Here is an 18,958-nt window from a genome sequence, read left to right as displayed (position 1 = left end):
GCTCATTCAACTGCCTTGAAATAACGGTCCGACCGCCATGTCCAGAACGCCAGAAGTGAGCGGCCCGAGGATGAGAACATGATCCGATCAGCCCGCCCGACGATGTCTTCGAATGGCACGAAACCAACCCCGCCTGTGATCTGCGGCACGCGGCTGTCAGATGAATTGTCGCGGTTGTCGCCCATGAAGAAATACTGGCCTTCAGGGACGGTAAAGATACCGGTCGTATCAAGATCACGATTGCCGATATTCAGCACCGTGTATTCCACGCCGTTGGGCAGTGTTTCCACGAAGCGTTGCTTGAGACATTCAGCGCCAAGACCCACGGCACCATTTGCACAGCGCGGAGGATTACCTGAGCTGCCTTGATATTCCATCGTTTCGCTGAACAGACCCGCATCAGATTGCGCAACGGCAGTGCCGTTCAGCAAGATGATACCGTTTTGCATCTGAATCGTATCGCCCGGTAAGCCGATCACGCGTTTGATAAAATCGCGGCCCGTGACAGGGTGGCGGAACACAACGACATCGCCGCGCTCCGGCTCTGAGCCGAACAGACGATCATTGCTGCCCTTGAAGACGCCGCAGAAGTCTTCGGCGTCAACATTAATTCCGAAACGCGGGATGACGATGGAGGGGCAGGACGCGTAGGAATAACCGTAAGCCATTTTGTTGACGAACAGGAAATCACCGATCAACAGCGTTTCTTTCATCGATCCAGACGGAATCCAGAATGGTTGGAACAGCAACGTCCGAAAAACTCCTGCGATTAGCAGGGCGTAAACCACTGTTTTAACGGTCTCTTTAATGGATGCCCACACAGGTCGTCCCTCGCGTCATAAGGTCAATAAAAGTTGGGGCTATGTGCGCGTCAGGTCGCGTCAAGTCAACCCGCAGTATCCTTATTGATAAGGGGTCTGGCTTCGATGACGACAAACGCCTGCGCCCAAGGATGATCGTCGGTTAGGGTCACGTGAATGATCGCCTCGTGACCTGCGGGGGTCATGTCGGTCAGCCGCTGCGCAGCCCAACCCGTGACCGCCATCACCGGCTGCCCTGTCCGAAGGTTCGTCACGGCCATGTCTTTCCACGCGATTCCCATGCGCAGACCCGTGCCGAGGGCCTTGGAGCAGGCTTCTTTGGCGGCCCAGCGTTTGGCGTAGGTACCTGCGACGTCTTTGCGATTTTCTGCTTTGCGTTGTTCGATATCAGTGAACACGCGGTTGCGAAAACGATCCCCGAACCGATCCAGAGTGCCTTGAATTCGTTCGATATTCGCGAGGTCCGTGCCAATACCAAGGATCATGGGTTCAGCCTTGTTCTGTGAAGATCACTCATTTCCCAAGGCCTGCTTGACGGTGACGGCACCGGTGGCTTGGTTCACCGTGATCGACACCAGTGCGGGGTTTTGAAAGCTCTGTTCTGGCAGATAAATGGTCGCGGGAACCTCAAACGTCAGGCCCCTTGCAGGGTCATAACGAGCCTCTAAGCCATTGAAATCTATGTTAGCATATCCAATACTTTCGTTGAGCCCCACTACGGTGCAGACCCGACTGCCGAGTTCATCATAGGGGGGATGCAGGATCCGCAGATAGAATGCACCAGCGGCGGGTTCTATGACGTCCAAAAGGGCGACGCGCACCGCGCCATTGGCGAAGGTCGCGGTGTTGTCGTCCCACGGTTCAACAATGGCATCAGCGCGAGCCTCCCAGTCGCATGGAAAGGCGGTTTGCGCTGCTGCTGGAGCAGCCAAAAATCCTGATATCATCAATGAAATAAGGCGCATGGGATTCAATCGTTCGTTTCTATGTCATAGACCTTGATCGCTTCCGGCCCGCCGCACAAGGCCACAAGTCGGGCACCAAGGGCTTGGTGGCGTGGATCATGGGCGTAACGGGCAAGGGCTGCGCGGTCTGTAAACGTGGCGTGATAACCGTAGGGCGATTCAGGTGATTTACCCTCGAGATCGACGTTGCGACCGTGCTGAAAGGCGGTGAAACCTTCGATCTTATCGACCAAGTTCTCGAGGTCCTGCATGACCTCTGCAAGGGCGGTTAGATCGGTGGTTTCGATCAGGGACAGATAGACAGCGTGAAGGATCATTTGGAGCCTTTCGAGGCAATTTTAACGGTTTTGTACCAAACTATTGGCCCCTATTGCATGGTCTGTACAAAAATATTCGGGGCAGAGCGCCTGCCCTATTCATCCTAAATTACGCCCGCGCCTCATCCATGAGGCGACGCATCTCGGCGATTGCAGGTTGCAGGCCGCGGAAGATGGATTCGCCAATCAGAAAATGCCCGATGTTGAGTTCCATAACTTCGGGAAAGGCCGCGACGGGTTTGACTGTTTCATATGTCAACCCATGGCCTGCGTGGACTTCGAGTCCGAGCGATTGCGCGAGGCCGGCCATGTCGCGCATTTTTTCGAGTTCAGCGTCGCGGGTTTTCAAATCGTCCTCTGCGTCGCACCCACCGGCGCGCCATTTAGCATCAGCATCGCAATAGGCACCGGTGTGCAATTCGATAATTTGCGCGCCAATGCGATGGGCGGCTTCGATTTGGCGTTGATCAGCCGCGATGAAAATGGACACGCGGCAACCGGCATCGCGCAGGGGGGCGATGAAATGGGCCAGATGGTTTTCTTCGCGCGCGACCTCAAGCCCGCCCTCTGTGGTGCGTTCTTCGCGTTTTTCGGGGACGATGCAGACGGCGTGGGGTTTGTGGCGCAAGGCTATCTTTTGCATTTCGGCGGTGGCAGCCATTTCGAAATTCAGTGGGATGGTAAGTGCGTCCATCAAGGCGTCGATATCCGCGTCGCCGATGTGTCGGCGATCTTCGCGCAGGTGCGCGGTGATGCCGTCAGCGCCAGCGTCTTGCGCCAATATCGCGGCCCGCGCCGGATCAGGGGTGTCGCCGCCGCGCGCATTGCGCACTGTTGCCACATGGTCGATGTTCACACCTAAACGTAATTTGGACATAACATGCTCCTCCTACTGGCATTACACTAGCGCAGGATTTACTCCGCGTCAGCCGGATTCTTTAGCTGGCTCAGTTTCGCGCGCAACGCCTTGCGACGGCTGTTTTGATAGGCGCGGATTATCGGCACGCAAACATAGTAGGTGATGGTCGCAGCGATGATGCCGGGAAGGATGCCGCCCACAAGATAGGGATAGAAAACTTCGGTGTTGAAGTCTAACAGCCCGTGCCAGTCCGCCCGTTCATCTGTGAACATTGCATTGAAATTGTGCAATAAATCACCGCCTGCGTTGCTGAACTGGCAGCCGATGTTGCAAAAATCGGGGTCGCGCGGCCCTTTTAATAGGGAGTGGTTAAGGGGCGTGCCAAGCAGCCAGTGCCCGGTTGCCAGCGCGGAATAGGCGATGGGGATATAGGTCAGCGGGTTGCCAAAAAATGTCCCCATCAAGGAGGCGAGGATGTTGCCGCGCATGACCATCGCAATAAAGGCCGCAATAACGAAATGGAGGCCGTAGAAGGGCGTGAAGGATGTGAAAACACCCGCCCAAATGCCGCGCGATATCTTTTCAGGAGTGTCAGGCAGACGGCGCACACGGTGTTTGACGTATTGCGCTGCACGGCCCCAGCCACCGCGTGGCCAGATCAGTTCCAGCAGCACACGCCAAAGCGGTCGCCTGTCTCTGCGTCTGAAGACCACCTGATTCCCTTACTTCCACTGCGGGCCTGCGCCCGTTACCCTTGACGTTCGATCTGCCCTGCACGGCCAGGATCGCGGTGCCGCTCAATTGCGGCGACATGACTGTCAGCTTCAAGCGCGGTCATTATGATGTGCATATGTTCTACATCGCGCAGGTCAACCTCGATCAACAACCGGAAGTAGTCTGGTTTGCGATCAATGAACACCAAGTCGGAGATGTTGGCGCCCTTTTCCCCGATAAGTGTGCAAATTCCGCCCAAAACGCCCGCGTCATTTGTAATCGTCATTTTTAACGTGATTGTATTGGTCGGCGAATGAGTGCCCTCGTGCCAGTGCAGGTCGATCCACCGGTCGGGCTGGTCTTCGTAATCCACCAAGACGCTGCAATCGATGGCGTGGACGACAACGCCTTGACCACGATAAGTGATTCCGACGATCCGTTCACCAGGGACCGGCTGGCAACATTGGGCACGTCGATGGGACTGATCCACCTCAAGTCCGACGACGGCGCGGCGGGATTCGATTTCATGGCCGACTGATTTGACGAGCTCGGGGTGGATTGCTGAGACAACTTCGCGCGATGTGATTTCCGCTGATCCGACCCGTTCAAGAAGGTCATTCAGATCGCTTAGGCCGAGAGATTTGGCGGCCGTTTTGAGCGCCTTGTCCGTGGCTTTCTTATCGATATGTTCAAACGCGACGCGGACGAGTTCGCGGCCCAGCCGGATAAAGCGTTCGCGATCTTCTTCGCGCAGCGCCTTACGAATCGCGGTTTTGGCGCGGCCTGTGACGGCGATGTCGATCCATGTGGCTTGAGGGGTCTGACCCTCGGCGGTAATGACGTCAACGGATTGGCCGTTTTTCACGCGGGTCCAAAGTGGCACGCGCATTCCGTCGATTTTGGCCCCAACGCAAGCGTGGCCGATTCGGGTGTGAATGGCGTAGGCGAAATCGATCGGGGTGGCGCCGCGTGGTAACTTTATGACATCACCCTTAGGGGTGAAGCAGAACACCTGATCCTGATACATTTCCAGTTTGACCATATCGAGGAATTCGTCGTGATCATGGTCTTCGTCGAGGCGTTCGGTCAGTTGCGCGATCCAGCGGGCAGGATCGACAGCAAAGCGGTTTTCGACGCGTATGCCGTCACGATAAGACCAGTGCGCGGCGACCCCTGCTTCGGCGACTTCGTGCATTTCGACGGTGCGAATCTGGACTTCGACGCGCTTGCCGTCACGCCCCGACACGGTGGTGTGAAGGGACCGGTAGCCGTTGGTTTTCGCCTGACTGATGTAGTCTTTGAACCGGCCCGGAACGGCGGCCCAGCGTTGGTGGATCGCACCGAGCGCGGCGTAACAATCCGCTTCGGTCTGGGTGATGACCCGAAAGCCGTAGATGTCGGACAGCCGCGAGAACCCCTGATCCTTTTCCTGCATCTTGCGCCAGATCGAATAGGGCTTTTTGGCGCGGCCATAGATGTTGACGGCAAGGCCCGCCTTGTCCATTTCAAGTTCCATATCCGTTTGGATTTTTTCGATCACGTCGCCGGTTTCCCGTTGCAGCGTGATAAAACGGCGGATGATGGAATTGCGCCCTTCGGGGTTGAGGACGCGAAACGCGAGGTCTTCGAGTTCTTCGCGCATCCATTGCATACCCATACGACCTGCGAGGGGCGCATAGATATCCATGGTTTCACGGGCTTTTTGGGCCTGCTTTTCGTCGCGCATGGATTTGATCGTGCGCATGTTGTGCAGGCGGTCCGCCAGCTTCACCAACGTCACCCGCAGATCGCGCGAGGTGGCCATGAACAGTTTGCGGAAATTTTCGGCCTGCTTGGTTTCTGACGAGTTCAGTTGCAGGTTCGTCAGCTTAGTGACGCCATCCACAAGTTCGGCAATCTCGTGTCCAAAGCGTTTTTCAACCTGTGCGTAGGTGGCTTTGGTGTCTTCGATTGTGTCGTGCAGCAGGGCTGTTATGAGGGTCGCATCATCCATCTGCTGTTCGGCCAGAATTCCGGCAACAGCGACAGGGTGGGAGAAATAGGGTTCACCGGAATGGCGAAACTGGCCTTCGTGCATTTCAGCCCCGAAGACGAAAGCATCGGCAATCAAGTTCGCATTCGTCTTAGGATTGTAAGTGCGGACCAGCACGATCAGATCGTCGGATGTGATCGTGCTGGTCATGGTGTTCGAGCCACCTACGTTAAGGCCTTATTTTTGACCTTGGGCTTCCATTAATGCGCGGAGCAGTTTTTCTTCGGACAGATCGTCTTCAGCGGGCTTGTCTGCCTCAGCAGAGCCGCCGCCCATCAGAAGCGCCATAGAGTCTTCTTCGGGTTCGTCGACTTCGATCTGGGTCTGGTTGGCTTCGATCATGCGTTCGCGCAGATCGGCGACTGTTTGGGTTTCTTCCGCAATCTCACGCAGGGACACGACAGGGTTTTTGTCGTTGTCGCGCGGAACGGTCAACGCACTACCCGCAGAGATTTCACGCGCCCGGTGAGCAGCGAGCATCACCAGCTCAAAACGGTTCGGAACCTTGTCAACGCAGTCTTCAACGGTCACGCGGGCCATGGGGGCACTCCTGTCAGTCAGTAAATAGGTAAGTCAGAACGCGCTATCTAGTCTCTTGACAGGTATAAGACAACCCGATTCGATCCAGTGATTTAAGGGGTCAAATCGCCTTAATGTCGGCGCGGTTAGATGCGGGCAAACGAGCCAGCATTTCGGTGACATTTTGCCCGATCAGAGGATGCACCCAGTTGGGGGCGACGTCGGCAAGCGGCACCAAGACAAAAGCGCGATCTTGCAGGCGCGGATGCGGCAGGATCAGCGTATCTGGCGTTTCGGTCTTCTGGCGATCAAGCGGCAGTGCGCGCCAGTGGGTTTGAACGGCCGAATCAGGTAAAATTGTGCCGCCACAGGCAATGAGGTCCAGATCGAGGGTACGTTGACCCCAGCGCAAGCGGCGTTCTCGGCCAAAATCCGCCTCTATTTTGTGCAGCGTTGAGAGGATGTCTTCTGGGGGCAGCGCGCTACGAAATACGCAAGCTGCGTTGACAAAATCAGGGCCGGTACCAGCTGGAAAACTGGGTGTTTCGTAGAGGTTACTTACCATGAGGTCGCTGAATTCCGCTTGCAACATAGCGATGGCGGCACGGACAGTTGCACACGGATCACCAGCATGCGAAAACGCATTGCCACCAATTGCAACCAAGATCATATCGAAAGATATGTCGAGACTATCTTTCAACATAGTACACTTGCCCCACGATTGTTGTTGTTTTACGCGCCAACACTCGTTGCATAAATTTCAACATGTATTGTGTAAATTGCATCGGGTGTGCCCGATTAAAAGGATTAAATGTAATGTTTTACCGTGACGAGAAGCTCGCATTATTTATCGACGGGTCAAATTTGTATGCGGCCGCCAAAGCTTTGGGCTTCGATATCGACTACAAGTTGTTGCGCTCCGAGTTTATGCGCCGAGGCAAAATGCTGCGTGCGTTCTATTACACCGCCCTGCTTGAAAATGATGAATACTCGCCGATCCGCCCGCTGGTTGATTGGCTGAACTACAACGGCTTCACGATGGTCACAAAGCCCGCCAAGGAGTTCACGGACTCCATGGGACGGCGCAAGATCAAGGGAAACATGGACATTGAATTGGCCGTGGATGCATTGGAGTTGGCACCGCACGTCGATCACATCGTGATTTTTTCCGGCGACGGTGATTTCCGCCCACTGGTCGAGTCGTTGCAGCGAAAAGGCGTGCGGGTGTCTGTTGTGTCGACCATTCGCAGCCAGCCGCCGATGATTGCCGATGAACTGCGCCGCCAATGCGACAATTTCATTGAGCTTGATGAGTTGCGCGACGTCATCGGTCGCCCGACCCGCGAAGCGCCGCGCGAGCCAAATGCGTCTGTCCCAGACCCAGAGATGGTCGACGAGTAATATTTATGCAGCGGGCGTCCTAATCGGGCGCCCGTTTCACGTCGCTGGCACTGGACCATAGTCGCGCCGGCGCATACGTTGATGGGCAACGGAGATTTGCCCATGTCCAAGCCACCACTCACACTTTATCTGGCAGCCCCGCGCGGGTTTTGCGCTGGCGTGGATCGCGCCATCAAGATCGTTGAATTGGCGCTGGAAAAGTGGGGCGCGCCGATCTACGTGCGCCACGAAATCGTGCACAACAAATTCGTCGTAGATGACTTGCGCGGCAAGGGTGCGGTGTTTGTCGAAGAGCTGGAAGACTGCCCCGACGATCGGCCGGTGATCTTTTCCGCCCACGGCGTGCCCAAAGCCGTGCCAGCGGCAGCCGCGGCGCGCGAAATGATCTTTGTGGATGCCACCTGCCCGCTGGTGTCCAAGGTCCATATCGAGGCCCAGCGCCATAACGATAACGGGTTACAGATGATCATGATCGGCCATGCGGGCCACCCCGAAACAGTCGGAACTATGGGGCAATTGCCAGACGGTGAAGTGTTGTTGGTGGAAACGGTTGCTGACGTGGCGCACGTTGTGGTGCGCGACCCAGCGCAGTTGGCTTTTGTGACGCAGACGACCCTGTCGGTCGATGATACGGCGGACATCGTCACAGCCCTGAACGCGCGGTTCCCGATGATCGTCGGGCCGCACAAAGAAGACATCTGTTACGCCACCACAAATCGCCAAGAAGCGGTCAAAGCGATGGCACCCTTGGTGGATGCCATGCTTGTTGTTGGCGCGCCCAATTCATCTAATTCGCAACGTCTGGTCGAGGTTGGACGCAAAGCAGGTTGTGCCTACAGCCAGTTGGTAATGCGCGGTGCGGACATTGACTGGCGCAGTCTGGACGGCATCAAAAGCGTTGGGATCACAGCGGGTGCTTCGGCCCCTGAAGTCCTGATCAACGAGGTGATCGACGCGTTCAAGGCCCGTTATGAGGTTACAGTTGAACAGGTCGAAACAGCAGTCGAAAACGTCGAATTCAAGGTGCCGCGCGTGCTGCGGGAAACGGCGTGACGATCTCAAAAATCCCCAAATCAGCACTGATCCTAAGCCTTGCAGGACTGTTGCCGTTCGTTTGGGGTGTTGTGACGATCTACAGCCCTGCACTAATGCAAGTGACATCCAGCTGGATCGGACCGCGGTTTAACGGGCCCTACATCGGTCTGGCCTACGGCACCGTAATTTTGTCGTTCATGTCCGGTGTGTTGTGGGGCTTTGCGACCAAAGCGACGGGCGGTCAGGCTGCAACGGGATATGTTTTGTCGGTTTTGCCAGCGCTTTGGGCGTTTGCAATGGTTGGTGGCGGGCCTGCGTCGGCAGGAATGAACCTGATCGCAGGTTTCGCCGCTGTTCTGGTTCTGGATTTCGCATTCTGGCACTGGCGCCTCGCGCCGCGCTGGTGGATGGCGCTACGGGTGCCGGTAACTGGGATTGTGGTGATTTGTTTGCTTCCGGTGGTGCTGTGAGCATCGATGCGAAAACCATCGCATTCTACGACACCGCCGCACAGCGATATGCGGACCTCACGGGTCATGGGCACGCAAATAAGGCGTTGAAAGCCTTTATGGCGCTGTTGCCCGTTGGGGCCGAGGTTCTAGATCTCGGCTGTGGGCCAGCCCGCGCGTCGGTTCATATGCGCGACGCGGGGTTTCGCCCTGATCCGGTCGATGCGTCGGTCGGAATGGTGACGCTAGCAAACGCGGCGCACCAGATCGGCGCGCGGCTGCTGACGTTCGATGAGATCGATATGGTGGCCGCCTACGACGGTGTTTGGGCCAATTTCTCGCTGCTCCACGCACCCGCACAAGATTTGCCACGCCATCTGCGGGCCATTGCCACGGCACTGCGCGACGGCGGTGTCTTGCATATCGCGATGAAGGTCGGCACAGGCACACAACGTGACGGCATCGACCGGCTTTATAGCTATGTATCGGTCGCTGAATTGGACACTCTTTTAACACAGGCAGGATTTGACGTGATCGCAACACAAGAAGGCCGAGAAGTCGGCTGCGCAGGGACGAACGATCCATTTGTGGCCATGCAGGCGCGTAAACATGCCTGATCTATTTGCATACACAGACGGTGCCTGCAGCGGTAATCCCGGCCCCGGGGGATGGGGTGCCGTGTTGATCGCGCGTGACGGTGATGCGGTTGTGAAAGAACGCAATCTCAAGGGTGGTGAGGCACATACCACCAACAACCGCATGGAGCTTTTGGCCGCGATCAATGCGCTGGAAGCTTTGGTGGGACCATCGACATTGACCGTCGTGACCGACAGTTCCTACGTCAAAGACGGGATCACCAAATGGATTTACGGCTGGAAGGCCAAGGGCTGGAAAAAGAAGGGCGGCGAGATCAAGAATATTGATCTTTGGCAACGGCTTGACGCTGCGCGGGATCGCCATGATGTGACGTGGAAATGGGTCAAAGGGCACGCCGGACACCCCGAAAACGAACGCGCGGATGAATTGGCGCGGGCGGGGATGGCACCGTTTAAACGCTGAGGTTTGCGGCTGCGGCGTTCAGAAAGCTTTGGTAATCAGGCGAAATTCGCGGGCGGGGTCCAGCCTTGTATGACCTCACGCGCCGGGGCAGCTTTCTTGCCTGCGCGTTGCAGAATGTGGATGCGGACCGCGCCGTCGCTGGTGCCGACGCGCAGGTCACCATCAGCTGTCGATATCTGTCCTGCCGGAAGGTTTGTGTCGGCGATGCTGGCTTTGAGGAACTTGATCCGCTCACCATCTGCCTGTGCCCACGCCCCAGGAAAGGGCGACAACCCGTTAATTTGATTTACGATGTCGGGTGTGGATTTAGACCAATCAACGCGCGCTTCGGCTTTGTCGATTTTGGCGGCGTAAGTGACGCCTGTGTCCGGTTGCGGGATTGGCGTCAGGGTTGGCAGCGCGGCCAGTGCATCGGTTATTGCGCCTGCACCCAAGTTGGAAAGCCTGTCGTGGAGTTCGCCTGTCGTCTCGCCCGCGTCGATGTCACATTCACGGCGCAGCAGAACCGCGCCCGTATCGAGGCCAGCGTCCATTTGCATAATGCACACCCCTGTTTGCAAATCCCCCGCCATGATCGCGCGGTGGATCGGAGCGGCGCCACGCCAACGAGGCAGCAACGACGCATGAATGTTCAGGCACCCCAATGCGGGTGCATCCAAGACCGCCTGCGGCAGGATCAGACCATAAGCGACGACAACCGCGATATCGGCATTTAGCGCCGCAACATCCGCCTGAGCGCCAGTATCCTTAAGCGATATCGGATGGCGCACTATCAGCCCAAGGGCTTCAGCGCGCGTTTGCACGGGGCTGGGGCGGTCCTTTTTGCCGCGACCTGCGGGTCTTGGGGGTTGCGAATAGACGGCACATATATCGTGACCCGCATCCAACAGCGCATCCAGAATAGGCGCCGAAAAGTCGGGTGTTCCCATGAAAACAATGCGCATATCTTGCCCCTTCATCACAGGTGAAAATCCTATTTTCACCACTTTGGCCAGAAAACTCTCCCCGAAGGGCCGCTTAGCAACAAGTCACCCGCCCAATTTGCGGGCTTTTTTCAGCAGCATATCGCGCTTGGTGCGGCTTAAGCGGTCGAAATACATCTTACCGTCAAGATGATCGATCTGGTGCTGCACACTGGTCGCCCAGAGACCGACAAAATCGCGGCGGTCATACATCCCTGCGTCATTCATGAACCGCACCGTAACAGCGCGGGGTCGTTCAAGCGATGCGGACAGCCCCGGCAGATTGGGCGACGCTTCTTCGTGCAAGCGCAGTTCGTGGGACGCGTGCAAAATGGTCGGATTGGCCATGCGGATCGCAGAGCCGCGTTTGTCGGACGCATCAACGACGGCCAATCGCAGGGACACACCCAGTTGCGGTGCCGCGAGGCCGACACCGGGCATGGCGTCCATCGCGTTGATCATCTCATCCCACAGGGCGCGGATGTCATCAGTGATCTCAGTCACTTCGACAGCAGGTGTGCGCAGGGCTTTTGCGGGCCACGGGATGAACGGTCTATGGGGCATAGCTGGCTTCCAATTCAGTGCGCATTTCAGGCGTTTGGTGGTCAAAAATCACGGTGCCGTTCAGGTGGTCAAGTTCGTGCTGGATGCAGCGGGCGAGGATGCCATCAAAGACGGCTGTCTCAAGCCCGCCATCACGCCTGGTCCAACGCAGCTGGATGCGTTCGGGGCGCGCGACTGGCATCGGAATATCAGGGATCGACAGGCATTGCTCATTCATGATCAGCATGTCGCCAGCGGTTTCGGTGATCTGCGGATTGATGAAGGCGCGAGGATCGCGGGTGCCTTCTTTCCACGTCACATCAACGACGAAAACGCGTTTTGTGACGCCGATCTGCGGGGCCGCAAGCCCGCGTCCTTTGGCGTGATACATGGTGTCAAACAAATCATCAATCAGCCCGACGAGGTCAGGATCGTCCAATTCCACGTCTGCGCATGTTTGTGTCAGGACTCGGTTTGGCCACAGACAGATGTCACGCGTTGCCACGGGCTATCTCTCGTTTCAGTTTTTGCATCTTGCGGGTGATCATCTGGCGTTTGAGCGGCTTGAGGTAGTCAATGAACAGCTTGCCGTTTAGATGGTCGATTTCATGCTGCACGCAGGTCGCCCAGAGGTCGGAAAATTCATCCTGTTGTGTCTTGCCGTTCAAATCCATCCATTCGACTTTGACCACGGCAGAGCGTTCCACCTCTGCGTATTGTTCGGGGATAGACAGGCAGCCTTCGTCGTAGATGTTGGTTTCGCTCGACGCAGCAATAACGCGCGGGTTGATCAGCACCATAGGTTGCGGCGTTTCCATGTCGTCCTTGATGCAATCCATCACCAGCATTCGCTGCATGATGCCAAGCTGCGGCGCGGCAAGGCCGATGCCCGGTGCATCATACATCGTCTCAAGCATATCGTCAGCCAAAGCGTGCAAAGTCTTATCGACCGTTGCCACGGGGTCAGCCACGGATTTAAGCCGCGGGTCGGGATGAAGGAGGATGGAGCGCAAGGTCATGCGGTTCATTTAATCGCGAAGCCCACAAAGCGCAACTGTGTGGCGTTTCAACTTGCACTCGGATTGGCGTCCACTAGTTTTCCAATAAATCAAAAGGACGTACACCTATGCAATTCGATTTTGAGACCCCGAAAGATGTCGCCACCGGACGCAGCACGAAGTGGTTGAAGATGAGCTCACTTTTGGGGCGTCCTGCGTCAACGGACATGATCCCGATGTGGATTGCGCAGATGGATTTTCAGCCCGCCCCTGTTTTGCAATCGGCCATGCAGGACTTGTTGAAGTGCGGCGAATACGGGTATTTCGACTATGACGCGTTCGGTGGACGGGTTGCTTGGTGGTATCAAAATCGCCACGGCTGGCGGCCCGATCCTGCCCATGTATTTGCCACCCATGGGATCGGCAACGCTGTCGGCCTGACGTTGCAATCCCTGACGGAACCCGGCGACGGCGTTATTATTTTCAGCCCTGTCTACCACGAATTTTCCAAAAAGATTCGCCGCAATGGTCGCGTTATGGTCGAATCTGCGCTGGTGCTTGATGACGATGGCGTGTTTCGTATGGACCTTGAGACGCTTGAGGCGCAGCTGACGGGCGCTGAAAAGGCTGTGTTGTTTTGCAGCCCGCACAATCCCGCTGGCCGTGTTTGGGAACCAGCGGAAATTCAGGCCCTGTCGGCCTTTTGCGCGCGCAACGATTTGCTGCTGCTGTCGGACGAAATCCATATGGATCTGACATTTCCAGGGTACAAACATAGCCCAACCGCGCTGAACGCGCCGGATGCGCTGCAACACCTTGTGGTGATGTCGGCGGCGTCTAAAACCTTTGATATTGCGGGACTGCGGACCGGCTATGTGATTATTCCCGACGCTGCGTTGCGTGACCGTTTTGCAGTGCTTTATGCGGCGATGGACATTCAGCCGAACCGCTTGGGCGCAGATTTGACCTGCGCGGCCTACACACCGGAAGGGGCCGCATGGGTTGATGCGCTCATGCAGGTGCTGGACGCCGATAGGCAGGCGCTGAGTGACGGGCTCAGCGTAATCCCCGGCGTGTCCGTGATGCCGATGCAATCGACGTTTCTGTCTTGGGTCGATTTCAGCGGCACGGGACTGTCGGACGGCGAAATTCGCACCCGTCTTTATGATGTGGCCCGCGTGCTGCCGTCACCGGGCGATGATCTTGGCACGGGCGGGGCTTTGCACCACCGCTTCAACATCGGCGCGCCACGCGCAATGAACGACGCCGCCATTGCGCGGATTCAAGATGCCTTCGAAGATTTACAGTACTTAGCGGCCGAGTAAGGCAATAGGCGCGTTTTCCAACCGCTCAAAGTCGAGCGGTGCGCCGTCACCTGCGGCCGTATTGCGTTTGAAGTCGTAGACCATCTGTTCGCCGTCCTGTGCTGCGGCAATGATCAGACATTGGCTGACGTGGCGTCCGCCATCATAGATATCGACAAGACCACGTAGCTTTGGCGCGTCGTCCATATTAAGCGCGAAACCGCTGCCCGTCATCCGTTCAATCCGGTAACTTTCACCATTCACCATGATCCGCAAACGGGATTTTTTTGCGGCGGCTTTTGATTGCGCCGCGTGCAGTTCATTGCGGATCGATTGTGGCAGTGATTCAATCATCGGTATCTCCATTCCCCGAGTCACAGAATGGCGGATAATAGGTTTCGGTCAAGTTAACCTTTTATGACACGTGCCATTTCGCCGTCAGGTTTTGGCTTTGGGCCTTAAAACATGGGGCTTGGTCGCATCATAAAGCGCGGAGTCCGGAAAGCCATTGTCGTCAGCCAATGCTGGTCCAAGTAGAATCAGTGCGGTGCGGGTGATTTTGGCGTCCCGCACCTTGGCGCGGATATCAGACAGCGTGCCACGGAGAATCAGTTCGTCCGGCCAGCCCACGCGGTAGATCACTGCGACGGGACAATCGGCACCGTAATGCGGGATCAGCTGACGTTCGATTTCACGCAGCGCGCGGATGCCAAGATGGATCGCCAGCGTCGTGCCTGTGCGCCCGAAATTATCCAAGGTTTCGCCAGCGGGCATGCCCGTTGATTTCATCGACATACGGGTCAGTACGATGGATTGCGCGACTTCGGGAACGGTCAATTCTTGCCCCAATGCCGCAGCGGCAGCGGTATAGGCAGGCACACCGGGGATGATTTTATAATCGATCCCGTCCGCCTTAAGGCGGCGGATTTGTTCGGCGATGGCCCCATACAGCGACGGATCACCGGAATGCACCCGCGCAACGTCTTGGCCATTGGCATGAGCTTTGACGATTTCAGCGTGTGTTTCATCAAGGTGCATGGGGGCCGTGTCCATCACGATGGCGTCTTTGGGGGCGTTGGCGACGACGGCCTCGGGCACCAGCGACCCGGCATACAGACAGACCGGACACTCGGAGATCAGGCGCGCGCCCTTCAGTGTCAGGAGTTCGGGATCACCTGGGCCTGCGCCGATGAAATAGACAGTCATTGTGTTTGATCCTCAAGGTAGGGGTCATCGCGTTTCGCGACGAGATCACCATCAATTTTGCGGGCATATCCGCGCGGCGTGAACATGCGTGGGCCCTCGCCAAGCTGGGCAAGACGGGAGTTGGAGGACCCGATGAGGACCACGGTCAGCATGTCGACCTCGTCCACCTCCAGTTCATCAAGACGGCGATAGCGCACCAGTTCGGTGGGGCGACCAAGGTTTGAGGCCAGCATGACGGGCGTGTCGGCGGGGCGGTGTTGCAGCAAGATGTCGCGCGCTTCAGCCAGCAGGGTGCGGCGGGTTTTTGAGACGGGGTTGTAGAACGCGATCACGAAATCGCCCTGCGCGGCGGCGTTCAGGCGGCGGATGATGTCGGCGCGTGGGGTCAAAAGATCAGACAGAGATATGGTGCAGAAATCATGGCCAAGCGGTGCGCCAGCGCGGGCAGCGGCCCCTTGCAGCGCCGACACGCCGGGGGAGCAGATAATTTCCGTGCGCCGCGCGGCGTCACTGACGCCTTCTTCATTCGGGGCCCGGTCCAGCAGTTCAAACACCAGCGCGCCCATGGCGTAGATGCCCGCGTCGCCGGAACAGACCAGCGCGACGTTCTTACCAAGGGCGGCTTGTTCGAGGGCGTAGCGACACCGCGCTTCTTCGCCACCAAGGGGGAAATCGCTGCGGGTTTTTCCGGCGGCGAGCGGGCCGAGAAGATCAATATACAATCCGTAGCCCACCAGTTCTTCAGCGTCAGCGACAAGGCGGGACACTTCGGGTGTACGCCACGCCGCTTGCCCGGGGCCGATACCTACGACCGAAAGGCGACCACGCGAGCGACCATGTAGCGTGGTGATGGGGTCCGGTGCGCGCGCGATAGCGCAGGTCGCGGTGAGGGTTTTGGATTTTTCGACGCTCAGCGTTGCGTCGGTGCCAGCGGCGGCAAGGGCCGCACCTTCAGATACGCCGTGGCAGCCGACCTCAGCAAAGACGACGTCGGACGGATTGGCCAGTCGGGGGCTTTCGGTTTCGAGTTCGGCTGCAGTGAACAGACGCAGCGGAACTCCGAATTTTTGGGCCGCTTGCAGGATCGCGGGTTCGTCTGCCTTGAGGTCAATTGAGGCAACACAAGCAATGGCGCCGTGGGCGATATTGTTGGCCTTAAGAGTTCCTTCAACTAGGTCCCAAAGGTCGGCGGGATCGGCGTTTCGGGCACAGCCAAGGCCGAGTGTGAAGCGCTGCGGGTGGTAGACAAGGCGGGTTTCGTTGCCCTGTTCGGGGCTTTCGGTGACGCAGAGTTCGACGTCGTTGCCAGCAGGGAGTTGGGCGTCAAAAATTGGCGCACCGTTCCATGTGACACCACCGCCAGACAACAGCGTCGCCATGACGGATTTGGCGTTTTCGGGGTTTTGCAGGCGATAGCCGAGGGGCGGTTCATCGAGGGACACGCCAAGGGCCACGTCGCCTGCGGTGGTGACGGCGGCGGTGCCGTGCAAGGCGTCAGCAATGTCACGCGCAAGACGGTTCGCCCCATGATGTCCACCAAGGAGAGGAACGACAATCTTGCCATCGTCAGACACGGAAATGACCGGCGGTTCGGTGGTTTTATCGGCCAGCAGGGGCGCGACGCCACGGATCAGGATGCCAGATGCGCAAACGCCGATGATCGGGGTGCCGGAAGCGAACAGATCGCGGGCGTGGTCCAACGCGTTGGCGAAGAAGGCGTCAGCCTGATCCACACGGTTTTCGCGGCCATGCACCGGAAAATTAAGGGCACTCGCGATGGCGTGGGCGGTTGGTTCGCCGGATCGCGACAGGACGAGAATGACGGGAGTTATAGCCACGGATCGGCACCTTTGGTCAGGAGAATCATTGAAAAATACGGTGCCTTTTCAGGGGCATCGCGCAGCGGGGTGATGATTTGTTCGGGCAGCGTCGCGCGTTCAACGTAAGTGGCGTGATCGGTCAGTCCGAGGTCGTCAATGACCGCCTTGATCTTGGGCAGGTGACGGCCGACTTTCATAATGGCGACGGCTTCGGCGCCTGCGATACGTTCGCGCAGGGTGGCCTCGTCCATGGGGCCAGGCAATATGGTCAGGCGTTCGTTTCGCGCCACTAAAGGCTGGCCCGCCTCGGCGGCGCAGGCGGTGACAGACGTCACGCCGGGGATAACTTTGACGGTGAATTTGGGCGCAAGGCGCGCGTGGAGGTACATGAACGAGCCGTAAAAGAACGGATCGCCCTCGCACAGGCAGACAACGTCTTCACCAGATTTGAGGATCGCAGCGATATCCGCCGCGCCTTTATCATAGGCGGCTTGTGCGGGTTCGCGGGCGGTTGTCATGGGGACGTCCATGCGAATTTCGCGGGCATCAGGTTTGATCAGGTCGGCGGCAATGGCGCGCGCGAAACTGTCCCCCCCCGCGAGGGTCGGGTAGGCAATTGTCGTCGCGTTTTCGATCAGACGCGCGGCCTTGAGCGTGATGAGGTCGGGGTCGCCCGGGCCGAGGCCGACGCCAAATAATGTGCCATTCATCTTTTGATCAAGCTCCATTGCGTCACGGGCATGGACGGGCGCCATCCGGTGAGGCGTCCGACAGGTTCGGCGCGATGTGTCTGGATCTTTACGAGGTCGCCGCCGTGGATTTCATGCAGCGCAATCAGCTCGGCCTCGGATTCCAACGTCACTGCGTTTGCAACGAGGCGGCCGAGGGGGCGCAGAGCGGCAAAGGCGGCATCAAAGGTTTCGCGTGACAACCCGCCGCCGATGAAAACTGCGTCAGGGGCGTCAAGATTTTCAAGGGCTTGCGGGACAGTTCCGTCGATCAATTCGAGTTTTGGTGCGCCCAGTGCCAGTGCGTTTTGTGCGGCCATTGCGCGCCGATCAGCGCGGGGTTCGATGCCGATCGCACGTGCGTAGCGTGCAGCGCGCATCCATTCGATGGCGACGGAGCCGCTGCCTGTGCCAATGTCCCACAGCAGCGCGCCGCGCATCGGCATGAGTTTGGCTAATGTCGCGGCGCGGACTTCTTGTTTGGTCATGGTGCCGTCAGACACAAACAGCGCGTCAGCAAGGCCGGGGACGCGGGGCAGCAGGGCTGCGTCAGGCGCTGCGATGCAGTCGATACACAGGGTATTGAACGCCGGAACAGTGTGGGACCAACCGTTTGCGGCACCGTCAAAGCGTAGCTCATTTTCCCCACCCATCGCGGCGAGAACGGTCATTTTGGATTTTCCAAAACCACGCTCAGCCAAGAATTTTGCGATTTGCGCCGGCGTGTCTGCGCCCGTCGTCAGAACGATAAGCCGTTGATCAGGTTGAATAAACGCGATCATCTGCTGCACGGGGCGGCCATGCACGGTGAGGGTTTCAACATCCGCCAGCGACCAGCCCATGCGGGCAGCGGCCAGTTGGAACGCGCTGAGTTGCGGGTGGTAGACGAGTTCGCCAGCAGGGATCGTGCGGCCGATGCGGGCGCCGACGGAAAACCAAAGCGGGTCACCCGTGACGAGGACCACGGCGCGTTGGCCTTTGAGCGTTTGCAGGGTTTCGATCATGGCATCAAAGGGCGATGGCCATGCGATACGGGTTGCTGTGGGATTGACGGACAAGGTGTGGTGACGGTCACCACCGATGATGACATCTGCCGCCTCAACAACGGCGCGCGTGGCGGGGGTTAGCCCGTCCATCCCGTCTTCGCCGATGCCGACAATATGGAGCCACGGGGCTGCGTTAACCATTGCTCGCCCCCCATGTGCACAGCGTACACACCCTGTACA

At 57.8% G+C, this 18,958-nt stretch carries 24 protein-coding genes; 6 read left to right on the top strand and 18 right to left on the bottom strand.

Annotated elements, in window-relative coordinates:
* Positions 1–2: 2 nt before the first annotated feature.
* From lepB to folK, 9 genes are all read right to left on the bottom strand, one after another.
* The gene (gene lepB / locus OA238_RS01150) at positions 3–821 is read right to left on the bottom strand and encodes a signal peptidase I (RefSeq protein WP_015493727.1); all 819 of its coding nucleotides are present in this window, start codon (positions 819–821) and stop codon (positions 3–5) included.
* Between the two features lie 65 nt (positions 822–886).
* Complete coding sequence (acpS, locus tag OA238_RS01145; RefSeq protein WP_015493726.1) at positions 887–1,306, bottom strand: holo-ACP synthase; 420 nt, start codon at positions 1,304–1,306, stop codon at positions 887–889.
* Between the two features lie 24 nt (positions 1,307–1,330).
* Complete coding sequence (locus tag OA238_RS01140; protein ID WP_015493725.1) at positions 1,331–1,786, bottom strand: hypothetical protein; 456 nt, start codon at positions 1,784–1,786, stop codon at positions 1,331–1,333.
* A 5-nt stretch (positions 1,787–1,791) separates the two neighbouring features.
* Positions 1,792–2,103 (bottom strand): Dabb family protein, encoded by a 312-nt coding sequence (locus OA238_RS01135; protein WP_015493724.1) that lies wholly within the window; start codon positions 2,101–2,103, stop codon positions 1,792–1,794.
* A gap of 109 nt (positions 2,104–2,212) precedes the next feature.
* On the bottom strand, positions 2,213–2,980 hold the full coding sequence (locus OA238_RS01130; RefSeq protein ID WP_015493723.1) for a pyridoxine 5'-phosphate synthase: 768 nt from the start codon (positions 2,978–2,980) through the stop codon (positions 2,213–2,215).
* Between the two features lie 38 nt (positions 2,981–3,018).
* Entirely contained in the window at positions 3,019–3,675 is a 657-nt protein-coding gene (locus tag OA238_RS01125; RefSeq protein WP_015493722.1) for a DUF2062 domain-containing protein, read from the bottom strand.
* Between the two features lie 35 nt (positions 3,676–3,710).
* Positions 3,711–5,858 carry a RelA/SpoT family protein gene (locus OA238_RS01120; protein ID WP_015493721.1) on the bottom strand — a complete coding sequence of 716 codons (2,148 nt, stop codon included), beginning with the start codon at positions 5,856–5,858 and terminating at the stop codon, positions 3,711–3,713.
* Between the two features lie 27 nt (positions 5,859–5,885).
* Positions 5,886–6,248 (bottom strand): DNA-directed RNA polymerase subunit omega, encoded by a 363-nt coding sequence (gene rpoZ, locus OA238_RS01115; protein ID WP_015493720.1) that lies wholly within the window; start codon positions 6,246–6,248, stop codon positions 5,886–5,888.
* 100 nt (positions 6,249–6,348) lie between these two features.
* A complete protein-coding gene (gene folK, locus OA238_RS01110; RefSeq protein WP_015493719.1) occupies positions 6,349–6,930 on the bottom strand; it encodes a 2-amino-4-hydroxy-6-hydroxymethyldihydropteridine diphosphokinase in 582 nt (193 codons plus the stop codon).
* A 113-nt stretch (positions 6,931–7,043) separates the two neighbouring features.
* Here folK and OA238_RS01105 point away from each other — a divergent pair, with 113 nt between their 5' ends.
* From OA238_RS01105 to rnhA, 5 genes are all read left to right on the top strand, one after another.
* Positions 7,044–7,628 (top strand): LabA-like NYN domain-containing protein, encoded by a 585-nt coding sequence (locus OA238_RS01105; RefSeq protein ID WP_015493718.1) that lies wholly within the window; start codon positions 7,044–7,046, stop codon positions 7,626–7,628.
* A 102-nt stretch (positions 7,629–7,730) separates the two neighbouring features.
* Positions 7,731–8,681: a 4-hydroxy-3-methylbut-2-enyl diphosphate reductase gene (ispH, locus tag OA238_RS01100; protein ID WP_015493717.1), complete on the top strand. Its 951-nt coding sequence runs from the start codon at positions 7,731–7,733 to the stop codon at positions 8,679–8,681.
* A 2-nt stretch (positions 8,682–8,683) separates the two neighbouring features.
* On the top strand, positions 8,684–9,133 hold the full coding sequence (locus OA238_RS01095) for a DUF3429 domain-containing protein (RefSeq protein WP_044037781.1): 450 nt from the start codon (positions 8,684–8,686) through the stop codon (positions 9,131–9,133).
* Complete coding sequence (locus OA238_RS01090; protein ID WP_245581420.1) at positions 9,130–9,729, top strand: class I SAM-dependent DNA methyltransferase; 600 nt, start codon at positions 9,130–9,132, stop codon at positions 9,727–9,729. The genes OA238_RS01095 and OA238_RS01090 overlap by 4 nt, the downstream gene beginning before the upstream one ends.
* The gene (gene rnhA, locus OA238_RS01085; RefSeq protein ID WP_015493715.1) at positions 9,722–10,171 is read left to right on the top strand and encodes a ribonuclease HI; all 450 of its coding nucleotides are present in this window, start codon (positions 9,722–9,724) and stop codon (positions 10,169–10,171) included. The genes OA238_RS01090 and rnhA overlap by 8 nt, the downstream gene beginning before the upstream one ends.
* Positions 10,172–10,206: 35 nt before the next feature.
* Here rnhA and fmt read toward each other — a convergent pair whose 3' ends face one another.
* From fmt to def (OA238_RS01065), 4 genes are all read right to left on the bottom strand, one after another.
* A complete protein-coding gene (gene fmt / locus OA238_RS01080) occupies positions 10,207–11,115 on the bottom strand; it encodes a methionyl-tRNA formyltransferase (protein WP_044037779.1) in 909 nt (302 codons plus the stop codon).
* 84 nt (positions 11,116–11,199) lie between these two features.
* Positions 11,200–11,697, bottom strand: coding sequence for a peptide deformylase (gene def, locus OA238_RS01075; RefSeq protein ID WP_015493713.1), 498 nt, complete (start codon positions 11,695–11,697; stop codon positions 11,200–11,202).
* Positions 11,687–12,181 carry a peptide deformylase gene (gene def / locus OA238_RS01070; protein ID WP_015493712.1) on the bottom strand — a complete coding sequence of 165 codons (495 nt, stop codon included), beginning with the start codon at positions 12,179–12,181 and terminating at the stop codon, positions 11,687–11,689. Before def (OA238_RS01070) ends, def (OA238_RS01075) begins: the two co-directional genes overlap by 11 nt.
* Positions 12,168–12,695 carry a peptide deformylase gene (gene def / locus OA238_RS01065; RefSeq protein WP_044037777.1) on the bottom strand — a complete coding sequence of 176 codons (528 nt, stop codon included), beginning with the start codon at positions 12,693–12,695 and terminating at the stop codon, positions 12,168–12,170. The genes def (OA238_RS01070) and def (OA238_RS01065) overlap by 14 nt, the downstream gene beginning before the upstream one ends.
* A 107-nt stretch (positions 12,696–12,802) precedes the next feature.
* Between def (OA238_RS01065) and OA238_RS01060 the strand changes: the two genes are divergently transcribed.
* Entirely contained in the window at positions 12,803–13,999 is a 1,197-nt protein-coding gene (locus tag OA238_RS01060) for a MalY/PatB family protein (RefSeq protein WP_015493710.1), read from the top strand.
* Here the strand turns inward: OA238_RS01060 and OA238_RS01055 are convergent.
* The 5 genes from OA238_RS01055 to OA238_RS01035 form a co-directional block, all read right to left on the bottom strand.
* The gene (locus OA238_RS01055; protein ID WP_015493709.1) at positions 13,985–14,332 is read right to left on the bottom strand and encodes a hypothetical protein; all 348 of its coding nucleotides are present in this window, start codon (positions 14,330–14,332) and stop codon (positions 13,985–13,987) included. The two genes, OA238_RS01060 and OA238_RS01055, sit on opposite strands and share 15 nt — an antisense overlap.
* An 84-nt stretch (positions 14,333–14,416) precedes the next feature.
* Positions 14,417–15,184: a precorrin-4 C(11)-methyltransferase gene (gene cobM / locus OA238_RS01050; RefSeq protein WP_015493708.1), complete on the bottom strand. Its 768-nt coding sequence runs from the start codon at positions 15,182–15,184 to the stop codon at positions 14,417–14,419.
* Complete coding sequence (gene cobJ, locus OA238_RS01045; RefSeq protein WP_015493707.1) at positions 15,181–17,022, bottom strand: precorrin-3B C(17)-methyltransferase; 1,842 nt, start codon at positions 17,020–17,022, stop codon at positions 15,181–15,183. The genes cobM and cobJ overlap by 4 nt, the downstream gene beginning before the upstream one ends.
* Positions 17,013–17,714, bottom strand: coding sequence for a precorrin-2 C(20)-methyltransferase (gene cobI / locus OA238_RS01040; protein WP_044036048.1), 702 nt, complete (start codon positions 17,712–17,714; stop codon positions 17,013–17,015). Before cobI ends, cobJ begins: the two co-directional genes overlap by 10 nt.
* Complete coding sequence (locus OA238_RS01035; protein WP_044036047.1) at positions 17,711–18,919, bottom strand: bifunctional cobalt-precorrin-7 (C(5))-methyltransferase/cobalt-precorrin-6B (C(15))-methyltransferase; 1,209 nt, start codon at positions 18,917–18,919, stop codon at positions 17,711–17,713. Before OA238_RS01035 ends, cobI begins: the two co-directional genes overlap by 4 nt.
* Positions 18,920–18,958: the final 39 nt, after the last annotated feature.

The organism is Octadecabacter arcticus 238 (genome assembly GCF_000155735.2).
GTDB classification, from domain to species: Bacteria; Pseudomonadota; Alphaproteobacteria; order Rhodobacterales; family Rhodobacteraceae; genus Octadecabacter; species Octadecabacter arcticus.
Note: the sequence above shows the minus strand (reverse complement) of the source record. Positions and strands in the feature narration are given on the sequence as shown.